25 protein-coding genes and 1 tRNA gene are annotated in these 23277 nt (G+C 70.5%); 13 read left to right on the plus strand and 13 right to left on the minus strand.

Translation table 11 applies throughout. From position 1 onward, the window contains the following. Positions 1 to 7 precede the first annotated feature (7 nt). The 3 genes from ACNF49_RS03905 to ACNF49_RS03915 are packed head-to-tail and all read right to left on the minus strand — an operon-like array spanning position 8 to position 2616. The gene (locus tag ACNF49_RS03905) at positions 8 to 901 is read right to left on the minus strand and encodes an IS982 family transposase (RefSeq protein ID WP_482941599.1); all 894 of its coding nucleotides are present in this window, start codon (positions 899 to 901) and stop codon (positions 8 to 10) included. Positions 902 to 961: 60 nt separating this feature from the next. Continuing rightward, positions 962 to 1399, minus strand: coding sequence for a GNAT family N-acetyltransferase (locus tag ACNF49_RS03910; RefSeq protein WP_482942825.1), 438 nt, complete (start codon positions 1397 to 1399; stop codon positions 962 to 964). Positions 1400 to 1425: 26 nt separating this feature from the next. Continuing rightward, the gene (locus tag ACNF49_RS03915; protein WP_482942826.1) at positions 1426 to 2616 is read right to left on the minus strand and encodes a serine hydrolase domain-containing protein; all 1191 of its coding nucleotides are present in this window, start codon (positions 2614 to 2616) and stop codon (positions 1426 to 1428) included. 238 nt (positions 2617 to 2854) lie between these two features. Between ACNF49_RS03915 and ACNF49_RS03920 the strand changes: the two genes are divergently transcribed. Continuing rightward, the gene (locus ACNF49_RS03920; RefSeq protein WP_357983209.1) at positions 2855 to 3562 is read left to right on the plus strand and encodes a PAS domain S-box protein; all 708 of its coding nucleotides are present in this window, start codon (positions 2855 to 2857) and stop codon (positions 3560 to 3562) included. Next, positions 3546 to 4004, plus strand: a complete 459-nt coding sequence (locus tag ACNF49_RS03925) for a hypothetical protein (RefSeq protein WP_357983064.1) — start codon at positions 3546 to 3548, stop codon at positions 4002 to 4004. Before ACNF49_RS03920 ends, ACNF49_RS03925 begins: the two co-directional genes overlap by 17 nt. Here the strand turns inward: ACNF49_RS03925 and ACNF49_RS03930 are convergent. The 3 genes from ACNF49_RS03930 to ACNF49_RS03940 all read right to left on the minus strand — a co-directional run bounded on the left by ACNF49_RS03930 (position 4001) and on the right by ACNF49_RS03940 (position 7153). Then, positions 4001 to 4996, minus strand: coding sequence for an LLM class flavin-dependent oxidoreductase (locus ACNF49_RS03930; protein WP_482942827.1), 996 nt, complete (start codon positions 4994 to 4996; stop codon positions 4001 to 4003). The two genes, ACNF49_RS03925 and ACNF49_RS03930, sit on opposite strands and share 4 nt — an antisense overlap. A 105-nt stretch (positions 4997 to 5101) precedes the next feature. Further along, positions 5102 to 6448, minus strand: coding sequence for a glycoside hydrolase family 6 protein (locus ACNF49_RS03935; protein WP_482942828.1), 1347 nt, complete (start codon positions 6446 to 6448; stop codon positions 5102 to 5104). 144 nt (positions 6449 to 6592) lie between these two features. Then, complete coding sequence (locus tag ACNF49_RS03940) at positions 6593 to 7153, minus strand: TetR/AcrR family transcriptional regulator (RefSeq protein WP_482942829.1); 561 nt, start codon at positions 7151 to 7153, stop codon at positions 6593 to 6595. A gap of 99 nt (positions 7154 to 7252) precedes the next feature. Here ACNF49_RS03940 and ACNF49_RS03945 point away from each other — a divergent pair, with 99 nt between their 5' ends. From ACNF49_RS03945 to ACNF49_RS03970, 6 genes are read left to right on the plus strand one after another with little or no spacing between them, the layout of a single operon-like run. Continuing rightward, positions 7253 to 9052 (plus strand): MDR family MFS transporter, encoded by a 1800-nt coding sequence (locus tag ACNF49_RS03945; protein ID WP_498702054.1) that lies wholly within the window; start codon positions 7253 to 7255, stop codon positions 9050 to 9052. Then, entirely contained in the window at positions 9049 to 9468 is a 420-nt protein-coding gene (locus ACNF49_RS03950) for a hypothetical protein (protein ID WP_357983049.1), read from the plus strand. The genes ACNF49_RS03945 and ACNF49_RS03950 overlap by 4 nt, the downstream gene beginning before the upstream one ends. Then, positions 9465 to 9701, plus strand: coding sequence for a hypothetical protein (locus ACNF49_RS03955; RefSeq protein ID WP_357983046.1), 237 nt, complete (start codon positions 9465 to 9467; stop codon positions 9699 to 9701). The genes ACNF49_RS03950 and ACNF49_RS03955 overlap by 4 nt, the downstream gene beginning before the upstream one ends. A gap of 13 nt (positions 9702 to 9714) precedes the next feature. Further along, entirely contained in the window at positions 9715 to 10200 is a 486-nt protein-coding gene (locus ACNF49_RS03960; RefSeq protein ID WP_482942831.1) for a universal stress protein, read from the plus strand. 29 nt (positions 10201 to 10229) lie between these two features. Then, positions 10230 to 10961: a M15 family metallopeptidase gene (locus tag ACNF49_RS03965; RefSeq protein ID WP_357983040.1), complete on the plus strand. Its 732-nt coding sequence runs from the start codon at positions 10230 to 10232 to the stop codon at positions 10959 to 10961. An 11-nt stretch (positions 10962 to 10972) separates the two neighbouring features. Then, entirely contained in the window at positions 10973 to 11827 is an 855-nt protein-coding gene (locus tag ACNF49_RS03970; protein ID WP_482942832.1) for an NUDIX hydrolase, read from the plus strand. A gap of 64 nt (positions 11828 to 11891) precedes the next feature. Here the strand turns inward: ACNF49_RS03970 and ACNF49_RS03975 are convergent, their stop codons facing one another. Beyond that, the gene (locus ACNF49_RS03975; protein WP_482942833.1) at positions 11892 to 12227 is read right to left on the minus strand and encodes an STAS domain-containing protein; all 336 of its coding nucleotides are present in this window, start codon (positions 12225 to 12227) and stop codon (positions 11892 to 11894) included. A 36-nt stretch (positions 12228 to 12263) separates the two neighbouring features. On the opposite strand from ACNF49_RS03975, the gene ACNF49_RS03980 reads away from it, so the two are divergent. Continuing rightward, positions 12264 to 12350: transfer RNA gene (locus ACNF49_RS03980), tRNA-Ser, on the plus strand. Position 12351: 1 nt separating this feature from the next. Here ACNF49_RS03980 and ACNF49_RS03985 read toward each other — a convergent pair. Then, complete coding sequence (locus ACNF49_RS03985) at positions 12352 to 14484, minus strand: MinD/ParA family ATP-binding protein (protein WP_482942834.1); 2133 nt, start codon at positions 14482 to 14484, stop codon at positions 12352 to 12354. A gap of 114 nt (positions 14485 to 14598) precedes the next feature. On the opposite strand from ACNF49_RS03985, the gene ACNF49_RS03990 reads away from it, so the two are divergent. Next, positions 14599 to 15555, plus strand: coding sequence for an NAD(P)H-quinone oxidoreductase (locus ACNF49_RS03990; RefSeq protein ID WP_482942835.1), 957 nt, complete (start codon positions 14599 to 14601; stop codon positions 15553 to 15555). Positions 15556 to 15560: 5 nt separating this feature from the next. After that, complete coding sequence (locus tag ACNF49_RS03995) at positions 15561 to 16076, plus strand: bacterial proteasome activator family protein (RefSeq protein WP_125641062.1); 516 nt, start codon at positions 15561 to 15563, stop codon at positions 16074 to 16076. Here the strand turns inward: ACNF49_RS03995 and ACNF49_RS04000 are convergent. Beyond that, positions 16067 to 16846: an HAD family hydrolase gene (locus ACNF49_RS04000; RefSeq protein WP_357983024.1), complete on the minus strand. Its 780-nt coding sequence runs from the start codon at positions 16844 to 16846 to the stop codon at positions 16067 to 16069. The genes ACNF49_RS03995 and ACNF49_RS04000 overlap by 10 nt on opposite strands. Positions 16847 to 17096: 250 nt before the next feature. On the opposite strand from ACNF49_RS04000, the gene ACNF49_RS04005 reads away from it, so the two are divergent. Both ACNF49_RS04005 and ACNF49_RS04010 read left to right on the plus strand, forming a co-directional pair. After that, entirely contained in the window at positions 17097 to 17300 is a 204-nt protein-coding gene (locus ACNF49_RS04005) for a cold-shock protein (RefSeq protein ID WP_043619750.1), read from the plus strand. A 327-nt stretch (positions 17301 to 17627) separates the two neighbouring features. Beyond that, positions 17628 to 18995 carry a hypothetical protein gene (locus ACNF49_RS04010; RefSeq protein WP_482942836.1) on the plus strand — a complete coding sequence of 456 codons (1368 nt, stop codon included), beginning with the start codon at positions 17628 to 17630 and terminating at the stop codon, positions 18993 to 18995. Here the strand turns inward: ACNF49_RS04010 and serS are convergent. The 4 genes from serS to ACNF49_RS04030 form a co-directional block, all read right to left on the minus strand. Then, positions 18959 to 20221, minus strand: a complete 1263-nt coding sequence (gene serS / locus ACNF49_RS04015; protein ID WP_357983018.1) for a serine--tRNA ligase — start codon at positions 20219 to 20221, stop codon at positions 18959 to 18961. The two genes, ACNF49_RS04010 and serS, sit on opposite strands and share 37 nt — an antisense overlap. Positions 20222 to 20317: 96 nt before the next feature. After that, on the minus strand, positions 20318 to 21238 hold the full coding sequence (pheA, locus tag ACNF49_RS04020) for a prephenate dehydratase (protein ID WP_357983015.1): 921 nt from the start codon (positions 21236 to 21238) through the stop codon (positions 20318 to 20320). A 73-nt stretch (positions 21239 to 21311) separates the two neighbouring features. Then, entirely contained in the window at positions 21312 to 21734 is a 423-nt protein-coding gene (locus ACNF49_RS04025) for a DUF4446 family protein (RefSeq protein WP_357983012.1), read from the minus strand. A 22-nt stretch (positions 21735 to 21756) separates the two neighbouring features. Further along, positions 21757 to 22947, minus strand: coding sequence for a glycosyltransferase 87 family protein (locus ACNF49_RS04030; RefSeq protein WP_482942837.1), 1191 nt, complete (start codon positions 22945 to 22947; stop codon positions 21757 to 21759). Positions 22948 to 23277 lie beyond the last annotated feature (330 nt).

Raw genomic sequence — 23277 nt, forward strand, 5'->3', positions numbered from 1 at the left:
AGTCGAGTCAGTGGTCGTAGGCGATCAGGGATCGGGTGACGGGCTGGCCGGTGGCGCGGTTGTGCCAGATGGCGGCGGTCAGGGCCAGGATGCGCTGGGCGATGCGGGCGCCGACGCCGATGGCGGTTCTGGCGCCGTGAAGCTCCAGGTCGAGTTGGCCCTTGAGGGTGTCGTTGACGGACTCGATGAGCTGGCGGATGGGCTTGAGGAGTTCCTCGCCGGGGCGGGGTGTGCGGTTGCGGTAGGACGGGCGTAACAGCCGCACCCCCCGTTCGGCCAGGAAGGCGTCCAGCTCGGCGGAGATGTATCCCTTGTCGGCGATGATGAGCAGGCCGGGGCGTTCGGTCACGAGATCCGGGTCGTGTTCGATGACGGCCATGAGCACCTGGCGTTCGTCGATGTTGGGGGTGGCCAGGGCCCAGGTGATGGGCAGTCCGGCCGGGGTGCAGATCAGGTGCAGGCGCAGGCCCCAGAACCAGCGTGAGTGGGAGCGGCAGTAGCCGTAGCCGGCCCACCCCGCCAGTTCGGAACGGCGGGCTGTGGGGCGGGAACGGCCACACTCGACCGGGGTGGAGTCGGTCACCCAGAGCGGGTCGTCCCACAGGTCGGTGTCACGGGCCAGGGCTCGGATCGCTCTTTTGAGCAGGGGGAGGGCCTTGTGCAGGCGCTTGTTGTAGCCGGACTGGCCGGGCAGGTACGGAAAGGCGCCGGGCAGGTGTGCGGGGACGTAGCGCAGCCAGCGGGTCTGGGAGTGCACGCCGAGCAGGACCTGGGCGACTGCCAAGGTCAGCAGTTCGGCGTCGGTCAGTCGGGGTGGTCGTCCTGGCCGGGGTGATTCGCCCAGCCAGTCGTCGATCTTCACGTACAGTGCGGTCAGAAGGGTGTTGAGGTCGTTCGTCACACATCGATCCTCGACACCCTTCGTCGTGCCTGCACTCCGAACGACTTAGGACTTACTCGTCTAGCGCTCGGAGCCGAAGCGGTAGACCGTCGAGTTCCTGGCCCGGAACCCGAGGCGCTCGTAGAGGCGGTTGGCGGCCGCGCGGTCGGGGCGGGAGGTGAGGTCGACGGTACGGGCGCCCGCCCGTTCCGCCAGGCGCAGGGCGTGCCGGGTCAGCTCGGCGGCCACCCCGCGCCCTCTGGCCGGGACGTCGACCACCACGTCCTCGATGCGGGCGCGCATCCCGGTCGCCACCGGGAACAGCACCAGCGTCAACGTCCCGACGATCCGGCCGTCCAGGCGGGCGGTCAGCACGGTGTTCGCCTCGCTGCGCACGACGCGTTCGAGCGCCGCCCGGTCCGGCGGCCCGGCGGACGCCGAGAGCTGGGGCAGCAGCAGCCCGAAGGCGTCCACCAGCTCCTGGTCCACCTCACGCACAACCGCCACCTCGACATCCATGCGTCCGACGCTACCGGCGACGGCGGTCAGGCGCCCAGGACGGCCTGCCGCTCCTGGCGGATGACGGCCTGGATGTCGAGGTCGTAGTTGCACAGGATGACCCCCACCCAGTCGCTGTCGAGGTAGATCGACCAGTTGGTGTTGCCGCCGGCGATGCCGCCCCCGTGGCCGATGTGCCGCTGGTCGCCCGTGATCCCGGCGACCGGCCCGTACGCCTGGAACGCCTCCGCCACGGGCGCCGGGCCGGGGCCGGCCAGGGGCGGGCCGGAGACCTTGGGGCTCAGGTAGAGCTGGGTGTAGGCGTGGTTCAGCAGCTTGTCGCGTTGCAGCGCGAGCGCGAACCGCACCAGGTCGGGGGCCGTGGAGAAGCCGCTGCCGCCGCCGGAGCCGATGAAGGCGCGGGCGGCGTTGGTGCCCGGCCCGCCGTTCAGCACGGCCCCCGCCTCCAGGTGGCGGACGCCGTCCACCCGCGTGCCGTCCGACTGGTAGATGTACGGATGGGCGATGCGTGCGTCGTTGAGCCAGTCCGTCCGGGTGTAGTAGGCGGAGCGGGTCATCCCGGCGGGGACGAAGATGTTGCGGCGGACGTACTCGTGGAAGGGCAGCCCCGAGAGGGTGGCGGCGAGCTCGCCGAGGATCTCGTAGCCGGAGCTGCTGTAGGTCTTGTCGGTGCCGGGGGTGTAGGCGGGCCTGAGCAGGCGGGTCCGCGTCCTGACGAACCGGGTCTGCTCCTCGACGCTGTGGGTGACCAGCTTGACGTCGTCCGGGTCCTGGACGGTGAAGTCCGGCAGCCCGGAGCTGTGGGTGAGCAGCTGGTGCACGGTGACGTGCCTGGCGACCTCGTCGGGAAAGCCGTCCAGGTACGTGCCCAGCTTCTCGTAGAACCTGAGCCTGCCCTGCTGGGCGAGCTGGACGACCGCCAGCCCGGTGAACGGCTTGGACGCCGAGGCCAGGCAGTAGACGGTGTCGGTCCGATTGCGGATCGACCGTTCCTTGTCGGCCATCCCGTACGAACGGGCCAGCACCGGACGCCCGCGACGGGCCAGCAGCGCCGTCCCGGAGAACTTGTCCTGCTCGGCCAGCGAACGGAGATGACGGTCATAGGCGGCCACTCCACCCTCGGCAGGCGTCAATCCGCCACCGGCCGCCAGGGGCACGGCCCCCAGCAGGCCCAGCGTCGTCCGCCGCGACGGCCGCGCGGATCCGGCTCCACTCATGCACACCTCTTCTCGGACAGGTCCAGGAAAGGCATGCAACCGGTCACGGCGTTTCCCCGGTGTTTCCCGCACGGGCGCCACGCCGGGCAGACCAGCCAGATAATCTCATCGGACGATAACTAAATGCATTAATCTGGCGACTGTGAGTAATGGACACGTTGTCGGTACGCCCCCGCTTCGCCGTACCCTCACCCGCGTCCTCCGCCGCGTCGGGAGGCGGGGCGCCTCCTTGACGTTCGTGGGCCTGCTGAGCCTGGCCATCGCGGCCTCGCTGGCGTTCGTGCCGGGCAACCAGCGCGGCACGCCCGGCTACGCGTCACTGGCCGTCATCGCGCCGTTGCCCGCCTGGGCGGCGGTCTGGTGCGCGCTCGGCATGCTCTGCCTGGCGCAGGCGTTCATGCGGTCCGACCGGGTGGCCTTCGCCGCCGCGACCGCGCTGCTCCTCACGTACGGGCTGATCTATCTGATCTCGACCTTCACCGGCGACAACCCGCGCGGCTGGGTCGGCGGAGCGGTCTGGCTGGCCTTCGGGGGCTGGATCGCGCTGATCGCCACCTGGCCCGAGGCGGTCGTGCTGGGCCGCCTGCCGGGCGGCCGCGCGGCGTCCTCGACGGCCGTCATCGTGGCCGACGCCTCGGGCACGATCCAGTCGTGGAACCCGCAGGCCGAGGCCCTGTTCGGCTGGGACACCGACGAGGCGGTCGGCAGGTCGCTGACGATCCTGATGCCGCCACGCTTCCGCGACCCGCACACCGACGGGCTCGCCCGGGTGCTCTCCGACGGCCACTCCGAGCTGGCCGGCCGGATCATCCCGCTGGTCGGCCTCCATCGCGACGGCGGCGAGTTCCCGATCGCACTGACGGTCAACGCCTGGCACAGCGACGACGGCGTCACCTACACAGGGGTGATCCGTCCATTGGGGGGCCGCCATGTCCGGTCTGAGTGACATCCTGGTCCAGCTGGGCGTCGGCATCGTGCCGCTCGGCGTGGCCTACCTCGCCTTCCGCTCGGCGACGGACGCCAGCAAGAAGTCCCAGCAGAGCGCGTTGCTGCAGGTCGAGCACCAGGCCGAGGTCGAGCGTTCGAAGGTGGACGCCGAGGCCTTCATCCGCGCGAAGACGATCTACGAGGACGCCCTGGCGCAGATGGAGAAGCAGATGACCCGGATGCAGGGCCAGGCCAGCCAGCTCGGCGCGGAGCTGGTCAACGAGCAGAGCAGCTCGGTGGCGATGCGCGACCAGATCCGCCGGTTGCAGGCCCAGATCCGGGCCCTGGAACGCACGGTGCTCGTGTTGCGCTCGCAGCTGGTGGACGCGGGCCTGTCACCGGCGCCGCCGTCCGACCTGACCGGGCCCCACCTGCTGCGGCCGCAGCGCTCGGCCGACTAGGAGGCGTCGGGGGTGAGGCCGTGGGTGGCGGCCAGCAGCTCGATGGAGCGCAGCCACGCCTTCCTGTCGGGCGCCGAGGAGACGACGATCAGCTCGTCGGCCTGCGCGTGCGCGGCGAAGCGGGCGAGGTAGTCGTCCACCTCGGCGGGCGTGCCGACGGCCGAGTACTGCATCATCCGCAGGATCTGCTGCCCGGCCGGCGATTCGAGCACCATGTCGGCCTCCTCCGGCGTGAACGTGCGCCCGCGGCCGAGGAACCGGCTCACCCGGTACCGCTTGGCCGTCAGCAGCTGCTCCTGCGCCTCCTCGCCGGTGTCGGCGGCGATCACGTTCACCCCGGCGATCACGTACGGCTCGGCGAGCTGCTCGGACGGCTTGAACTCACGCCGGTAGAGCGCCACGGCCTCCTCCAGCGCGTCGGGCGCGAAGTGCGAGGCGAACGCGTACGGCAGCCCGAGCGCGGCGGCGAGCTGGGCGCCGAACAACGACGAGCCGAGGATGTACAGCGGCACGTTCGTGCCCTTGCCCGGCGTGGCGTCCACACCGGGGATGCGCGACTCGCCGGTGAGGAATCCCTGCAGTTCGAGCACGTCCTGGGGGAAGGTGTCGGCGGCGCCGGGGGTGCGCCTCAGGGCGCGCATGGTCGGCTGGTCGCTGCCGGGGGCGCGGCCGAGGCCGAGGTCGATGCGTCCGGGGTGGAGGGTCTCCAGGGTGCCGAACTGCTCGGCGATGGTCAGCGGGGAGTGGTTGGGCAGCATGATGCCGCCCGCTCCGAGGCGGATCGTCCTGGTGTGAGCGGCTACGTGGGCGATGAGCACGCTGGTGGCCGAGGAGGCGATGCTCGGCATGTTGTGGTGCTCGGCGTACCAGATGCGGTGGTATCCCAGTTCTTCGGCCCGCTGGGCCAGGCCCACGCTGGCGGCCAGACTCTCGCTCGCCGTCTCTCCGTCGCCGATGTGCGCCAGATCAAGGATGGAGAGTGGAACAGTCATGGGGAACGAGCCCTTTCGCCTGGACGGTGGCAATCGGGCAGTGCAACCGTAACGGCTCTCCGCTTATTTCCCGGGCGCCCCCGCGCGAGGGGCGCCCGGGAGGCGTCAGGACGCGGTGCAGGTGAGGGCGGGCGGGGTGCTGGTCGCGGCGTTACCGCTGGCGAGGAAGCCGAACGTGGTCGTCGCACCGCCGGTCAGGGCGCCGTTCCAGCTCAGGTTCGTCACGGTGGCGTTGCCGGACAGGTTGCCGTTCCAGAGCTGGCTGATCGTCTGGCCGCCGGGGAACGTCCACTGGACCTTCCAGCCGGCGGTCGGCGCCGAGCCGGTGTTCTTCACGGTGACCTCGCCCTGGAAGCCGCCCTGCCACTGGCTGGTCACCTTGTAGGCGGCCGAGCAACCGGCCGGGCCGGTGGTGGGGGTGACGGTGGGCGTCACGGTGGGGGTGACGGTCGGGGTCACCGTCGGGGTCACCGTGGGGCTCGCGGTGGGCGAGGGTGCGGCCATGGCCAGGTCGTACGCCCGCTGCGGCACGAACTGCCCGGCCGCCGCGATGCAGCCGTCGGCCTCGCCCGGCGGCTTGACCCACAGGTACGCGTCGATCGCCGCGTCACCCGTGTTCGTGGTGCTCCAGATGCCCGTGGCCCGGCCGGCGGGGTCGCACCACTCGCTGCCCGCCGGGCCGTTGCCGTTGCGGCTGGTGTCGATGACCGCCTTCAACCTGGACACGCCGGTCGCCGCGATGACGCTCTTGGCGTACGACACCAGTCCCGGCGTCGCGCGGTAGTTGGAGGTGTTGAGCGCGATGCCGTCGGCGCTGCCCCCGACGTCGGCGCCGTTGAGCCTGGACGCGGCCTCCGACGGCGACAACCAGGCGTCATGGCCGATGTCGAAGTACACCTTGACCTGCGACGACGTCGCCTTGAACTTCTTGCCCGCGTACGCCATGGACGCCTTCACCTCGGCCTGCTGCGCGGAGTTCATGCAGTTCGTCATGATGGCCAGCGCGTCCGGTTCGAGGACGACGGTCGCCGCCCGCCCGCCCAGACCGGCCGCGATCTGGTCGATCCAGGCCCGGTAGGACGCGTGGTCGGGCGCGCCGCCCGCGCTCGCGCCGCCGCAGTCGCGGTTGGGCATGTCGTACACGACGACGATCGGGATCTTGCCCGCCGCGGCGGCGGCCCCCACGTAGGAGTCCACCTGGCTCCGCACGGTCGCGGGGTTGTAGCTGGCGAACCACCTGCCCTGGGGCACGCCGGCGATCCGGTCCCTGATCACCGGCGTACGGCTGTCGCCCGGGTTGGCGGCGACCCATTTGGCGGCGTTCGTCTGGGGATCCACGTAGAAAGCGGAGTCGGCGGCCTGGGCGGTGGACGTGGCGAGGACGACCGCCCCCGCCGCGGCCATGGCGGTGGCGGCGAGGAGCGCCGCGAGCGCGGGCCTGCTGCGAGACATGAGGTTACTCCGTCCGTAGAGTGGGAGTGGGAGCGCTCCCACGACTCTCTCCGGATCGTAGGGAGCCCGCCCGGCCGCAGAAAGACATCCGACCGTTGCGAACCGGCTTTCCCCAGGCCACGGCCGGTCAGGGCGATGAAAGTTTCACTCCGCCAGGCACGCTTCGAACACCGCGGTCAACCGGTCGACGTCGGCCGCCGTGGGCTGCTCCGGGCCCAGCCGGCGGCGCATCGCGCCGATGCCCAGGAAGACCGCCGTCGCCATCCTGGCCCGCGCCTGCACGCCGGGACCGTCGAGCTGCGCGGCCAGCGGATCGAGGATGGACGTGCGCAGGCGCTCGCGCACGACGTCCTGGATCTCCGGATGGGCGGCCGAACGTTCGAGGGTGCGCAGGACCGGGCTCTCGGGGTCGTGGTGCATGCGCTCGGCCGCGTATTCGGCCAGGCGCCGCGGCAGGCTCCCGCGATCGCCGGCCAGCAGGGCGACGAACGTGGGCTCGCCTTCGAGCACCGCGCCGAAAAGCCCGGCCTTGGAGCCGAAATAGCGGCCGACCAGGGCGATGTTGGCCTCCGCGGCCGCGGCGATCATGCGGACGGTGACCTGCTCGTAGCCGTGCTCGCCGAACAGCACGCGTGCCGCGTCAAGGATGCGCTGCCGGGTGGCCTCGCGCCCGCGGGGCCGGGCGTCCGTCGTCGGGGCGTCCATGTCCCGAACTCTACTCAGGAATAAAGTCACTTGCCGCGCGGCTAGTAAACATGCGTATACTCAACATTGGACAAGTGCGTATGAAGGGGATGTGGTGTCTTGGTAGCCCAGGCACAGGCCGCGCCCCCCGCCCGAAGGCAGTACACCCACCGCGAGATCCTCGAAGTCATGTCCGGGCTCATGCTCGCCATGCTGACGTCGATGATCTCCACTTCCGTGGTGGGCACCGCGTTGCCGACGATCGTGGGGGAACTCGGCGGTCAGGACCAGTACTCATGGGTGGCCAGCGCCACCATGCTGACGATGACGGTCTCGACACCGTTGTGGGGCAAGCTGTCCGATTTGTTCGGGCGGAAACTGCTCTTCCAGACCGCTCTCGGTCTGTTCGTGGCGGCTTCACTGGTGGCCGGTCTGTCCCAGAACATGGGACAGCTCATCGCGGCACGTGCCGTACAGGGCCTGGGCGTGGGTGGTTTGTCGGCACTTGCGCAGGTGATCCTGGGAGACATCGTCTCGCCGCGTGAGCGCGGCCGGTACTCCGGCTACATGGGGGCCGTCTTCGGGATCTCCACCGTCGCGGGGCCGCTGCTCGGCGGGTTCATCGTGGACACCGACTGGCTCGGCTGGCGCTGGTGCTTCTACGTCGTGGTGCCGTTCGCCATCGTCGCGTTCGCGGTGGTGCAGAAGGTGCTGCGGCTGCCCAAGGTCAAGCGGAACACCTCGATCGACATCTGGGGCGCGACGACCATCACCGCCAGCGCGGCCTCGCTGATGCTGCTGCTGACGCTGGGCGGCAACGAGTTCGAGTGGAACTCGTTCTGGACCTACTTCCTGGCCGCGTTCGCCGTGCTCATGCTGGCCCTGGCGGTGCTGGCCGAGCGTACGGCCCGCAACCCGATCCTGCCCCCGCGGCTGTTCAGGAACCGCACGTTCGTGCTCACCAGCGCGGCCTCGCTGTTCGTCGGCATGGCCATGTTCGGCGCGATGATCTACCTGCCGCAGTACCTGCAGATCGTCAAGGGCCTGAGCCCGACGAACTCGGGTCTGATGACGCTGCCCATGGTGGTGGCGCTGTTCCTGGCGGGCGTGATCTCCGGCAAGATCGTCACGAACACCGGCAAGTGGAAGATCTTCCCGGTCGTGGGCCTGGTGATCGTGGCCGTCGGCCTGTTCCTGCTCTCCCGGCTGCACGTCGACTCCAGCGAATGGCTCATCGGCTTCGACGTGGGCGTGCTGGGCATCGGGCTCGGCCTGTCCATGCAGATGCTCATCCTGGCCGCCCAGAACGGCTCCGAGCTGCGCGACATGGCCTCGACCACGGCCGGCGTGTCGTTCTTCCGCTCGCTCGGCGGCGCGATGGGCGTCGCGGGCTTCGGCGCGATCCTGACCAACCGGCAGGCGAGCGAGTTCGCCGACCTCGTGGCCCAGGCCCGCCTCCACCTGCCCGGCACCGGGCAGAAGCTGGGCAGCCCCGCCGCCATCCAGCACCTTCCCGAGCCGATCAAGGGCATCATCCTGGAGTCCTTCACCCGGGCCCTGGAGACGGTGTTCCTGGTCGGCGTGCCGATCGCCCTGCTCGGGTTCCTCGCGGCGCTCTTCCTGAAGGAGCTGCCGCTGCGCGGCACCACGATGCCGGCCGGCCCCAAGCCCCTCGGCAAGGACGACCTCGTCCTGGCCGGGCTGCTCCTGGAGCTCATCGCCCAGCGCGTCGAGCGGTCGAACGGCCAGCCGTCCGCGCTGCTCTCCGCGGTCGCCAGGATGGCGCCGCCCGACGGCCGCCCCGAGCGCGAACGCGCCTGGGCAGTCGCACAGAACGTGCTTCGGCCCACCTCGCGCGCCCTCATCGCGCAGGCCACGCCGGCGCAGCAACACCTCGTATCCGGAGGAGTCTCACAATGATTCGCAAGTTCGTGGGCGCCGTAGCGGCGGCCCTGGCGGTCATGGCCGGCCTGTGGCTGATGATCGCCCCCTTCGCCCTCGGCACGCAGCCCCAGAACGCCGACTGGACCGACCCCACCACCACCGAGTTCTTCTCGGGCCTGGGCGTGACCGTCTTCGGTCTCGTGGGCGTCATCGGCTTCGTCCTGGCCATCTACGAAGAGCTCGTGATCCGTGGGCTGGTGACCGTCAAGCAGCGCGTGGAGCCGGAGCCCGAGCCCGTGCCCGCCGCGCCGCAGGCGTCCTCCGCCGAGCTGGCGAGCCTGCTCGCCCCGCTCGTGGAGGCGTTGCGCGAGGACATGCACAACCCGAGCCGCGGCGGTGAGCACCGTCAGAACGGCAAGACCACCCTGGTAGGTCTGGAGGAGTCCCGATGAAGGCCAAGCTGGGCATTTCCGCCCTCGTGCTGCTGTTCCTGACCGGACTGTGGCTGGTCGCCGCGCCGTTCGCGGTCGGCTACCAGCCCCGGGGCGCGGCGTACGCCGACGCGACCGTCAACGACCTGTGGGTCGGCGGCGGGCTCGCCGCCGTCTCGTTCGTCGCCCTGGTGATCTACGCCGCCGACTCACTGCGCGAGCTGGCCCGCCGCGGCAAGCACGCGGACCTCTGACGCGAGTCGTGCCGTGTTCGGCGGTAGCACAGACCCCGGCTGGGAGCCACTGGAGGGCCGGCTCCCGGCGGGGCAGTTCGAGATCGGCAAGGACGGCGCCGGGCTGCTGGTCGTCGGCTTCGACGGGTCGGACCCCAGCCGCAACGCGCTCGCGTACGCGGCCGGCCTGGCCCGGCGGGACGCCGCCGCGCTGCTCGTCGTGTTCGTGGAGCCGATCAACAGCACCACGTTGTGGTTCTTCGCCGGCTCCCCGATCATCCCGGACAGCGCGGCCGACCTCACCGACGACCTCCGGGACGAGCTGAGGGGCGTGGGCGTGCCCTGGCAGTTCGTCAGCGCCCGCGGGGACACCGCCCGCGAGCTGGAGGCGCTCGCCGGCTCCTACCGGGCCGACGCCATCGTGGTCGGCAGGTCGCGCTCCTCCTGGCACGCCCTGGGCGGCTCGGTGGCCGTCGGCCTGGCGAAACGGGCTCGCCGTACCGTGCTGATAGTCCCCTGACCTGGCATGACGTCGCATATGGTGGCCAGATGAAACGTACCGCCGCCATCGCGTTCGTGGTGCTCACGTCCGTTTCGTGCGCAGGGCAGGAGCCCGTCGCCTCGTCCGGCGCCACGCCCGCGCCTTCGGCGCCCGCGTCCGGGACGACGTCGCCCACGACCTCGCCCACGAGCGAGCCGAGCCCGGCCGCCCCGCCGCCGTTCACCTCGAAGGTCACGAAGGTGTCGCGCGACCGGCTGCCGTACTCGTGGCGGCCCGGTTGCCCGGTCTCCTACCAGGACCTGCGGCTGGTCACCATGTCCTTCTGGGGCTTCGACGACAAGCCGCACACCGGCGAGCTGGTCGTCCGCAAGACGGTCACCGACGACATCGAGACCGTCTTCCGCAAGCTGTACGACTGGCGCTGGCCCATCCGGCAGATGAAGCTGGTCGACGTCTACAAAGGCGACGACTTCGCCTCCATCGAGGCCGACAACACCTCGGCATTCAACTGCCGTCGCGCGACCGGGTCCAGCAATTGGTCGAACCACGCGTACGGCCAAGCGATTGACATCAATCCGCGCGAGAACCCATATGTCACTGCAAGCGGTGGCACCGCACACCAAAATGCCAAGAGGTACACCAACCGCCCAATGAAGGGTAAAGGTGTGGTAAACCCTGGAGACAAGGTCGTAAGGGCCTTCGCCGACGTCGGCTGGGAGTGGGGCGGCTACTGGGCGGGCGCCAAGGACCTGCAACATTTCAGTAAGGGCGGAGGCTGAGACAATCCCTCATGGCGGCTAAGGACGGCGACGGCTGGGCCGAATGCGGGCTCGGACACAGACATTGGGGCATCCACGGAGCGTCGGGCCTGCTCCTCGTCCACCATGACCCGCTCGGCGTGCCCCACGTGCTCATGCAGGAACGCTCCTTGTGGAGCCACCACGGCGGCACCTGGGGGCTGCTCGGCGGCGCCCGCGACAGCCACGAGGACGCCGTCGCCAGCGCGCTGCGCGAGGCCCACGAGGAGGCCTCACTCGGCGGCGACGGGTTCCGCGTCCAGGGCGTCTACCTCGACGACCACGGCGGCTGGACCTTCGAGACGGTGATCGCCGAGTCCGCCGAGCTGGTGCCGGCCAAGCCCGCCAACAGCGAGAGCACCGACCTGCGCTGGCTGCCGCTGCCCGAGGTGGCCGGCCGCAAGCTGCATCCCGGCTTCGCCGCGACCTGGGACCACGTCCAGGCCGCCATCCGTCCCGAGACGATCGTGCTCGACGTCGCCAACATCATCGGCGCGCGGGCCGAGCGCGGCTGGTGGAACGACCGGCTGGGCGCGGCCACCCGCCTGCTCACCGAGGTGGCGGAGCACAGGTTGTTCCACCCGGTGTTGTCGCAGTGGTTCCCGCGGGTGGTCGCGGTCGTGGAGGGCGCGGCACGAAGCACCCCCGAGATCCCCGGGCTGCAGGTCGTCGCGGCCACGGGCAGCGGCGACGACGCGATCGTCGACGTCGTGGCCCGGGCCAAGCCGTGGGAGCGCGTGCTCGTCGTCACGGCCGACCGCGGGCTCAGGGAACGGGTCGCCGAACTGGGCGCCGAGATCGAGGGCCCCCGCTGGCTGCTGTCCCAACTCGGACGGGACCGCCTCTGAACCGGCAGCACGACTGAACCGGCAGCACGTCTAAACGGGCAGCACGTCTAAACGGGCAGCACGTCTAAACGGGCAGCACGTCGTCGAAGACGGCCTTCAACCCGGTCACGTCGAGCACCCGGCGCAGCACGCCGTGCACGCCGAACAGGCGTAACGAGCCGCCGTGCCCGGCGACCGCGCGCTGGTGCTCCACCAGCGTCCACAGGCCGCTGGAGTCGCAGAAGTCGAGATGGTGGGCGTCGATCGCGAGGTCCACGAGCCCTTCGGCGGACAGCTCGGCCAGCCGCTGCTTCAGCAGGGGCGCCGTGAGCTTGTCGAGGTCTCCGGCAAGGCGCACCGTCGTGTCGCCATGACCACGCTCCACCTCGACGCCCAGATCCGCCACCTCCTGAACGTACACCCCTGCCACCACAGCCGCTATCGTGGTGTCCGCACAGGAGGGTTCGCATAGTGGACGAGTGCAGCCGCCTTGAAAGCGGCCAGGTCAGCGATGGCCTCGTGGGTTCGAATCCCACACCCTCCGCTCACTCGCGCACACCCGCGAACCCGTCGCCCACGCTGGCGGCGAGCTGCAGGTAGGCCTCCCTGGTCGCCTCCTGGAGCCGGTCGAGGTCGATCTCCGCGCCCTCCTCCAGGTGCGGGTCGTACGGCACCCTGATCACCGCGCGGCACCTGGCCGCGAAATGGGCCTCCAGCTTTCTGATGTCCACCGCCGACTTCGACCGCGGCCGGACGCTGCACAGCACCACGGTCGCGTTCTTCACCAGGTCGGCGTAGTGGTGGGCCTCCAGCCAGTCGAGGGTGGCCGAGGCGGCCCTGGCGCCGTCCACGGAAGGGCTGCTGACCAGCACGATCTGGTCGGCGAGCCCGAGCACGCCGCCCATGGCGGAGTGGAGCAGGCCGGTGCCGCAGTCGGTGATGCAGATGGAGTAGAAGTTCTCCAGCACCTGGGAGACGGCCTGGTAGTCGGCGCCGCTGAACGCCTCCGACACCGACGGGTCGCGGTCCGAGGCCAGCACCTCCAGCCGCGAGGGCGCCTGCGAGGTGAACGCCCTGATGTCCACGTACCGCTTGACCTGGTCGCGCTCGTTGAGCAGGTCGCGGACGGTGGCGGAGGTCTCCAGCACCAGCTTGTCGGACAGCGTGCCCCGGTCGGGGTTGGCGTCCACCGCGATGACGCGGTCGCCGCGCATCTGCGCGAGCGTGGCGCCGAGCCCGACCGTGGTCGTGGTCTTGCCCACGCCGCCCTTCAGGCTCAGCACGGCCACCCGGTGGTGGCCGGTGGTCACGGGGGTGCGTGCCCTGGTCACCAGCTCGCGGCGACGGCGCACCTCCGGCGCCTCGCCCGGCTTGATCCAGCCGCCGGACGCCTTGTAGACCAGACGCCGCCAGCCCTTCGCGGGCGCGTTGCGCCTGCCGCGCAGCAGCGACTCCGGGTCGAGGCTGTCGGCGGTCGGCCGGCCGGTGAGCGGCGGGCGCTGCGGCGCGGTGAAGACGGGGATGGGCGCCGGACGCCGCCGGCGCTCGTGCGGCGGCGGGATCTCCCGCTCGGCCGGCCGCCACTCCTGGCGCTCGTTCCACTGCGGGCGCTCGTCCCGCGCGGCCTCCTGGGGGGCGGGGGCGGGCTCGCCGTGCGCGAAGTCGGGCCGCTGGGGGCGGCCCTCGCGGAAGGAGGTGTCGGACCACTGCGGCCGCTCGTCCCAGCGGGGCCGCTCGTCGGCCGGCGCCTCCTCGACCGCCTCCCTGTGTACGGGCTCGCTGCGTACGGGCTCGCTGCGTACGGGCTCCCTGCGTACGGGCTCGCTGCGTACGGGCTCGCTGTGTACGGGCTCCTCTCCGCGGACGGGCTCCTCGAACCCGCGCGGCGGCTCGGCGGCGGCGGGCTCGGCGGGCTCGACCGTGACGGGCTCGTCGAACGCCCTGGGCGGCTCGGTACGGGCCGGCACGTCGAACGCACTGGACGGCTCGGTGCGGGCCGGCAGGCCGAACGCCTCGGGCAGCTCGGTGATCATCGGCTGCGTCTCGTTCGACTGCTCGGCGGGCCGCGACCAGTCGCCGAGCGACGGCCAGCCCGGCTCCTCGCTCTCGCGCGCCTGCTCCTCGCCCTGCTGCCGGTTCTGCTCCCGGACCTGCTCCTCGCCCTGCTCCTGGCTCGGCTCCCGGCCCTGCTCAATGCCCTGCTCGGCGCCCTTCTCCCCGCTCTCCGCCCGCTCGGGCGGCGTGAACGTCAAGGAGTAGCTGTCGGTGTCGTCAGGCCGCGGCAACGGCTTGAGCGGCGCCAGGAAGGGGTCCTCGGACCGGCCGAGGCTCACCGGCGGCGCGGCCGGCTCGCTCGCCGCGCTCTCCTGCCCCCTGCCGCTGTCCTGCGTGGCGGCCCTGTCCAGCCACTCCCCCGCCTCGCTCTCGGCCTCGGGCAGGTCCTCGGCCGCCGCGTGGCCGTACACGGAGTCGACAGCGGCGCGGAACAGCGGCGGCGTCGGCGTGTCGTGCGGGGTCGGCACAAGCAGCCAAGGGTCCTTGGGGTACGGCGAAGCGACCGGCTCGTCCGCCGACGCGGACGAGGCTCCGACGGAGACCGGCGTCTCCTCCGTCTCCTTGATCGCGTCCAGCCAGGCCAGCTGTTCCTCGAGAGATTCTTCTCGATCGTGTCTTGCCACCGTGTTCCCCCTCGGGTGGGTCTAAAGGGGCAGCAAATACTTTGCAGGTTAACGCCACGCCTTCCCGCGCAGCCCGGCAACCCACAACTTCTTTGCCCGGCTACCGTGGATCGCATGCGAGCCATTGAGATCACCGAGCCGGGTGGACCCGAGGTCCTGGAATGGCGCGAGGTGCCCGATCCGGCCGTCGGACGCGGCGACGTGCTCATCGACGTGGTGGCCTCGGCGGTCAACCGCGCCGACGTCCACCAGCGGATGGGCTTCTACGACCCGCCTCCCGGCGCGCCGCTGTACCCCGGGCTGGAGGTGTCGGGCGTGGTGGCCGCGGTGGGTGCGGACGTCGAGCAGTTCAAGGCCGGCGACGAGGTGTGCGCGCTGCTCGCCGGCGGCGGTTACGCCGAGCGCGTGGCGGTGCCCTGGCAGCAGGTCCTGCCGGCGCCGCAGGGCGTGCCGCTGGCGGAGGCGGCGGGGCTGCCCGAGGTGGCGTGCACGGTCTGGTCGAACGTGTTCATGGTCGGCCGGCTGCGGCGCGGCGAGACCCTGCTGGTGCACGGCGGGGCCAGCGGCATCGGCACGTTCGCGGTGCAGCTCGCCAAGGCGCTCGGCTCGCGGGTGGCGGCCACGGTCGGGTCCGAGGCGAAGGCCGAGCAGGTCAGGAAGCTGGGCGCGGACGAGGTCGTCAACTACCGCGAGGAGGACTTCGCCGACCGGGTGGAGGCCGACGTCATCCTCGACATCATGGGCGCCAAATACCTGGCGGCCAACGTACGGGCGCTGCGCAGCGGCGGCCGGCTGGTGATCATCGGCCTCCAGGGCGGCGGAAGGGCCGAGCTCGACCTCGGCGCGCTGCTGACCAAGCGGGCCTCCGTCCACGGCACAACGTTGCGCGCCCGTCCGGTCGACGAGAAGGGCGTCATCGTCCGGAGCGTCGTGGACAACGTCTGGCCGCTGGTCGAGGCGGGGGCCGTACGTCCCGTGGTGTTCGCGAGGGTGCCCATGGCAGAGGCAGCCGATGCACACCGAATGTTGGATTCGGGAGAGCACGTCGGCAAGATCCTGCTAGTACGGTGAGTGTTATGAATGCTGAGGACAACAACACCCCTCACATCGTGGTGGTGGGCCCCGACTTCCAAGGTCAGGGCGATAGCGGTGATGAAGAGCGCTCGGTCACCAACCTGGTCGAGCAGCCCGCCAAGGTGATGCGCATCGGCAGCATGATCAGGCAGCTTCTGGAGGAGGTGCGCGCCGCCCCCCTCGACGAGGCCAGCCGCAAGCGCTTGAAGGAGATCCACGAGTCCTCCATCAAGGAGCTCGAGGACGGTTTGGCGCCGGAACTGGTCGACGAGCTGGAACGGCTGTCGCTCCCGTTCACCGACGACAACGGCACGCCCCCCAGCGAGGCCGAGCTGCGCATCGCGCACGCCCAGCTCGTGGGCTGGTTGGAGGGTTTGTTCCACGGTATCCAGACCACCCTGTTCGCCCAGCAGATGGCGGCGAGGGCCCAGTTGGAGCAGATGCGCAGGGCGCTGCCCGGCGTGCCGCAGGGTGACGAGGGCCACCGGCCGCCGAGCGGGTCGGGCCCCTACCTGTAGAGCCGCTCCAGCACCTGAGCGACGCCGTCCTCGTCGTTGGACGCGGTCACGTGATCGACCGCGGCCAGCACGTCGGGGTGGGCGTTCGCGACGGCGTACGACGTGCCTGCCCAGCTCAGCATGGGCAGGTCGTTCGGCATGTCGCCGAAGGCGACCACCTCGGCCGGCTTGATCTCGTGCCGCCCGGCGAGCGTGGCCAGGGCCGTGGCCTTCGTCACGCCCTGGGCGCTCATCTCGACCAGGCCGCCGTGGCTGGAGTGGGTCGCGGTCACCAGGTGCCCCACCAGGTCGTGCACGGTCGCGTGCAGCTCGTCGGCGCCCATGTCGGGATGGAGGGCGAGCAACTTGGCGCAGGGCTGGGCGGTCAGCGCGTCACGGTCAATCCGGACAACTCCGACACCCTTGCGATCCAGACCGCCGAGCCGGAAATCGGACTCATGCGCAAAACCACCTTCATACTCGACCGAAAATGCGAGACCGGACACGTTCGCTCGTAGCTGAGCGACGACTTCCCCGAGTACGTGGACGTCGATGAGGTGAGATTCCACTATCCGTTCGGTATGGAGATCGTAGATCAGTGCGCCGTTGGCGCATACGGCCAGGCCACGGTGCCGTACGGCGCCCGCGACCTCCCTCATCCACCTGGGCGGCCGTCCGGTCACGAAGACGAGCGCGGCCCCGGATTCCTCGACTTTCGCGAAGGCCGCAGCCGTCCGGGGAGACACGGTTCCGTCGGCGCGCAGGGCGGTGCCGTCGAGGTCGGTGGCCACTAGGCGCGGCGGTGCAAGGCTTCGCATAACAGGTTCCAGTTTGCCCGGTGATGCCGCCTGACAGAAATCTTCGTAGGGACGGGAACACCAACGCGCCAGAATGGTGTTAGATGTGATGGCGTTGTATTAGCTGATCCCGTAGTGAAAACCAGCATGACTTTGTCTGAGCCACCCCGGGTGCTTGCTGTACGACACACCGGGATCCACGAGGTGTGGGTCCCATAGATTCACATCCTGAGGGAGAGCTTTTATGGCTCAGGGAACCGTCAAGTGGTTCAACGCTGAGAAGGGCTTCGGCTTCATCGCCCCGGACGGCGGTGCGCCGGACGTGTTCGTGCACTTCTCCGAGATCGTCGGCAACGGCTACCGCAGCCTTGAAGACGGCCAGCGGGTCGAGTTCGAGATCACGCAGGGACAGAAGGGGCCGCAGGCCTCCCAGGTCCGTGCTATCTGACCTGTAGTTCGCAAGTAAGGCCGGGGTCCGCATTCCAGCGGACTCCGGTCTTTTTGCTTCTCGCCCCGGAACCTTCACTCGGCCCTCGACAGAGCCTGAAGAGGCCGTGGCGGCTCCGACAGGCATCGTTCGGCCCTCCCCATGTCCGGACATGTACTCGCGCGTCAGGGGCCGCCTGAAGCGTCCGCCGATGCTCGTCCACAGGTGGATGGCGGCCTGTGGACAAAGGGGAGTTTCACAAATCAGTCACGGCCTCGGGCGGGGCCCAACTTCCCTCCGTCTCCCGCCATCCACCCGTATATGAGGTACGCGTGGTTATGTCACCCCGTGACCATCACCGGGGTCATCCTGCTCCTGCTCAACGACCACCTCTTCAAGCCGCTCTGGCCCGGCCTCCTCACCGGCAAGCTCAGCGACCTGGCCGGACTCGTGGTCGCCCCCGCCCTTATGGCACTGCTCCTCGGACGCCGCGCCGACCTGGCGGCCACCGTCCTGACCGGCCTGCTGTTCACGTTCATGAAGACCACGGAGACGGGGGCCGATCTCGCCTCCCAGGGCTGGAGCCTCGTGGCCGGGCCCTCGCGCGTCCTGGCCGACCCCACGGACCTGATCGCCCTGCCCGCCCTCGCCCTGGCCTGGTGGGTACGGCGGCGCAGCGTCGGCACCGACTCCCCGCGCCGGCGGATCATGGTCACCGTGCCGCTGGCCGTCCTGGCCGTGACCGCCACGGCAGCGTCCGTCCCCCCGTCGGCGGCCCTGTCCGTCGACGTGACCGAGTCGGGCAAGATCGTTGTTGGGACGACCGGCGCGGAACAGCGCTCCCGCCTCTCCGACGACGGCGGGACGACCTGGACCGACGGAACCGCCCCCACTTCAGCCCGGACGTCCATCAGCGCCCAGTGCGTGCCCGGCCAGGCGACCCGCTGCTACCGCGTCCGCCAGAACCACCTGGGCGTGGACCAGTCGGACGACGGCGGCCTGACCTGGCGCCCCTCCTGGCCCCCGTCCCCCGACGCCCACCTCCGGCTGACCAGGAAGTACGGCGCGCACCAGAGCATGCTCATGTCCTACGACCTGGCGGTCCAGGCAAGGCCCGGCGGGCATGTCGTGGTCGTCGCCAACGGCGTGGACGGCATCCTGGTCAGGGACGTGTCAGGCGCCTGGCGCCGCCTCGGCTGGTCCTACACCCTCGACGCCGTGCAGGCCGACGAGGTGGACCTCGGCCCCGAGCGGAACATCGCGCTCTTCCTGGCCGTGTGCATGCTGCTGGGCGGCGTCGGCGCCAGGATGCGCAGGTATCAGGCCGGGTTCGCGATCTCAGGGATGATCGGGGCGCTGGCCGTGTTCGCCGCACTGGACAGCGAGGCCGGCGAGGTGGTGTTCGTCAACCTCACCGCCGTGTTCGGCTGGGCGGTGGCGCTGGCGGCCGGGCTGGTGTGCTTCGTACTGGCCTGTGCCGGAAAGCCGCAGCCGGTGAGCGCGGCGACCGGCGTGGTGGCCGCGCCGCTGGTCTACGCGGCCGTCTACCTGCCCTTCCAAGGCTGGGCACACGGCACGCCCGAGACCCACGGGGCCGCCGTCACACTCGCGGCCGTCCTGACCGGCCTGATCGTGGTCGCGGGCGTCGCCGTCATCGCGATCGACGCCCGCCGCCACTCCTACTTGGACGGCTCCAGCACGTCGAGCCCCACGTAGGGACGCAGCGCCTTGGGAACCACCACCGAGCCGTCGGCCTGCTGGTGGTTCTCCAGGATCGCCACGATCCACCGGGTGGTGCCCAGCGTGCCGTTGAGCGTGGCCAGATGCTGCGGCTTGCCGTCTTTGTCCCGATAACGGACGGCGAGCCTGCGCGACTGGAACTCGGTGCAGTTGGAGGTCGAGGTCAGCTCGCGGTAGCGCCCCTGGGTCGGGATCCACGCCTCGCAGTCGAACTTGCGCGCCGCCGACATGCCGAGGTCGCCCGCCGCCGTGTCGATGATCCGGTAGGGGACCTCGATCTTGGCCAGCATCTCCTTCTCCCAGGCCAGCAGCCGCTGGTGCTCCTCGTGCGCCTCCTCGGGACGGACGTAGGAGAACATCTCCACCTTGTCGAACTGGTGGACCCTGATGATGCCCCGGGTGTCCTTGCCGTACGAGCCCGCCTCGCGGCGGAAGCACGACGACCAGCCCGCGTAGCGCAGCGGCAGCTCGTCGCCGCTCACGATCTCGTTGGCGTGGTAGCCGGCCAGCGCCACCTCGGAGGTGCCGACGAGGTAGAGGTCGTCCTCCGGCAGGCGGTAGATCTCCTTGTCGTGGGCCACGTGGAAGCCGGTGCCCTGCATGGTCTCCGGCTTGACCAGCACCGGAGTGATCATCGGCGTGAACCCGGCCTCGATCGCCTGCTGCATCGCCATGTTGAGCAGGCCGAGCTGCAGGCGCGCGCCGACGCCCTTGAGGAAGAAGAACCGCGAGCCGGACACCTTGGCGCCGCGCTCCATGTCGATCGCGCCGAGCGCCTCGCCCAGCTCCAGGTGGTCCTTGGGCTCGAAGTCGAACTGGCGCGGCTCCCCGAACGTCTCCAGGACGACATAGTCGTCCTCGCCGCCCGGAGGGGCGCCTTCCTCGACGATGTTCGGCACCGTCTGCATGAGCTGGTCGAGCTCGGCGGCCAGCTTCTCAGCCTCGGCCTCGGCGGCCTTGACCTGGCTCGCGAGGTCTTTGGCCCGCTGGAGCAGCGCGGCCTTCTCCTCGCCCTGCGCCTTGGAGACCGACTTGCCCATGCTCTTTTGCTCAGCGCGCATCGACTCGAACGAGGTCAGCGCGGATCGGTGGCGCTCGTCGAGGTCGAGCAGCGTTGCGACGACGGAGTCGTCCTCACCGCGGGCACGCTGCGACGCCCGTAGCCGGTCGGGATCCTCACGAAGGGTACGCAGGTCAATCACAAGGAAAGGCTACCGGCGCCCGCCCCCACCCCGCCCCCGGATTCCCCGGCACGCCCTTCTGAGGCGCCACGACCCGCGTGACCGCCACCGGGGCGGTCAGACCTGGCCGGACCTGACGCGGGCCAGCCAGTCGGCGGCCTCGGCGAACTGGGTGTCGGCCGTGCCTCTCTTGATCTGCGGCGCGACCCCGTCGGCGCGGGGGTAGCTGCCGAGGAAACGCACCTCGCCGCAGATGCGGTGGAGCCCGGCGACGGCCTCGCCCACCCGCGCGTCGGCGATGTGCCCCTCGAAGTCGAAGTGGAAGAAATAGCGCCCGATGCCGTCGCCCGTCGGGCGGGACTCGATGCGGGTCAGGTTGACCCCGCGCACGGAGAACTCGGTCAGCATCTCCAGCAGCGCGCCCGGATGGTCGTCGGCCAGGAAGACGACCAGCGTGGTGCGGTCGGACCCGGTCGCCTCCGGCAGCGGCCCCGGACGGCTCACCTTGACGAACCTGGTCACCGTGTCGGACCGGTCGCCGATGTCACCGGCCAGCGCGACCAGCCCGTAGTGCTCGCCGGCGATGCGCGCGGCGATGGCCGCGTCGTACGGCGAGCCGGGCAGCGAGACCTCCTGCGCCGCGGCCGCCGTGGAAGGCGCGGCGACCACCACGGCGTCGGGCAGCTCTCGCGCGATGTAGGCGCGGCACTGCGTGATGGCCGCGGGATGGGTGTAGACCCGCTTGATGTGCGCGATCTCTGTGTCGGGCCTGGCCAGCAGCGAGAACTGGACCGGCAGCAGCAGCTCGGCCGTGATCATCAACGGCTCGCCCCAGGCGAACTCGTCGAGCGTCGTGGTGATCGCGCCCTCGATGGAGTTCTCCAGCGGCACGACGGCGCCGTCGGCGTCACCGGAACGGGCGGCGTTGAGCGCCGCGCTCACCGTGGCGCAGGGCAGGCGCTCGGCGGCGGGGTCAAGGAGCCGCAGGGCCTCTTCGGTGAAGGTGCCTTCCGGGCCGAGATAGGCGAGTCTGGGCATGTATCCAGAGTATCCGCAGGTGGTCGCAGCACGCCGCCCTTTCGCCGACCGCGTACGGCACTCGTACGGACACTCAGTGTGAGCCCTTGAGGACCCGCGGCGGGACCGACGGCCCCAGCCCGAGCCGGGCCGCCCGCACCGCCTGCTCCTCCTCCGGCGACAGCGGCTGCTGCCCCTTTCCGCCCACCACCGGACGCACGTACGTGCGCGTCTCGCTGGTGCCGTTGATCGAGGTCAGCACGATGCCGTCGCCCAGCCCGTTGATCATGGCCACCGAGAACGAGAGTCGGCCGCTCATCTCGGCGAGCGCGTCGTAGCGACACACGGCCACGTCTCTGATCGCCTTGAGGTCGCCGGCGCCCTCGCTCGTCTGCCTGGCCACTCTGCGCAGACAGTCGTCGACGGCGGCCCTGGCCTGCCTGAGGCCCATGTAGCCGATGAACACGCCACTCACCCCGGCCACGAGGCCCACGACTACCCAAGCGGTAACGAGCACGCCACAGAGGGTAATACTTCGGTCAAGCCCGTTGCCGCCGTTTGGGCAACCACGATGCCAGCAGCCAGACCAGAACCAGCGCCCCGAGCCCGAACCCGTCCTGCACGATCTTCCCCAGCACCAGGCTCACCCCCGGGATCCCGGCGGCGATCAGCGAGACCCCCCACCAGGGCACGGGCACCACGTAGAACAGCCAGACCCCCGCGGCCACCCGCAGCCTGACCGGATCGCGCCCGTCGCCGACGATCGCCCCGAGCACCACGACCACCCAGGCCAGATGGTGGATCCAGGCGACCGGCGAGAGCAGCACCGCCATCAGCGACGTCAGCGCCACCGCCGTCAGCTCGTCCTTCGCCTGGTACGCCGCCCGCGCCGCCCGGAACCCGTACCAGGCCACGGCCGCCACGATCACGGCCCAGATCACGAACGTCAGCGACTCCGGCATGTACAGCCGCAGCAACATGCCCCGGATCGACTGGTTCGTCGTGGCGGTGTTCGCCCCCAGCCGCTCCGGATCGAGCAGCGCCGAGAACCAGAAGGCGGACGCGTCCTGCGGGATCACCACGAACGGCAGCACTGTCAGCACGGCCGCCACGAACGCCGCCATGAAGAACGTCCGCCACTGCCTGGTGACCAGGAAGTAGATCAGGAAGACGCCGGGCGTCAGCTTGACGGCCGTGGCCAGCCCGACCAGGAACCCCCGGGGCAGCCATGGGCGCCGCGCCAGGCAGTCCACCAGGCACAGGGCGACCAGCAGGATGTCCACCTGCCCGAACCGCACCTGGTCCCGGATCGGCATCAGGTACGTGCAGGCCACCATGAGCAGCCCGAACACCCACGGCACGTAGGCCCGCAGCGCCTGACGGAAGGCGAACCAGACGGTGACCGCCAGCGCCGCGAAGATGCCGGCCGTCCACACCCATTGGGCGGTGCCCCAGGACATCTCGGCCAGCGCCACGGCCAGCATCGCCGCGATGGGCGGATAGGTGAACGGCAGCAGCTGGGGCGCCGGGGTGAAGAAGTCGTACACCGGACGGCCGTCGAGCAGCATCTGCCCGCCGGTACGGTAGACGTCGAGGTCGACGAGCCGTTGGTCGTCCGGGTTGGTCAGCCACGTGTGCACAAGAGGCGCGGCCGCCGCCGCGACGACGAGCGCCACCACCACCCACGCCCACCACTGCCGCCGGATCACTCGCACCTCGCCTCTTGTCACGATGTGGCACGTTACCGTGGCTGTTGATCGAGGGCGCAGACACTGGGGGTTCCGTACATGCCTTACGCCACGCTCGGGGGCGAGCACCAAGCGCGTCGCGTACGCCCCACGACCCCAGGCGCCCTCCCCCCGAAACCGGCTCCCGCCCGGTGCGCCAACGCGCCACCGGAACGACAGCGCACCCCCCTGCCCGGTCCCGGACTTTCACGCCCCTACAGCGCCTCCAGCCCTACAGGCTGCTGCAGCACCTCGCAGCCACCACACCCCTGAAGCACCCGAAGCCCCTGCAGCACCTCGCGATGCCCCCGCAGCGGCTCCGGACAGCAGCGC

This window comes from Actinomadura sp. ATCC 39365, from assembly GCF_054392275.1.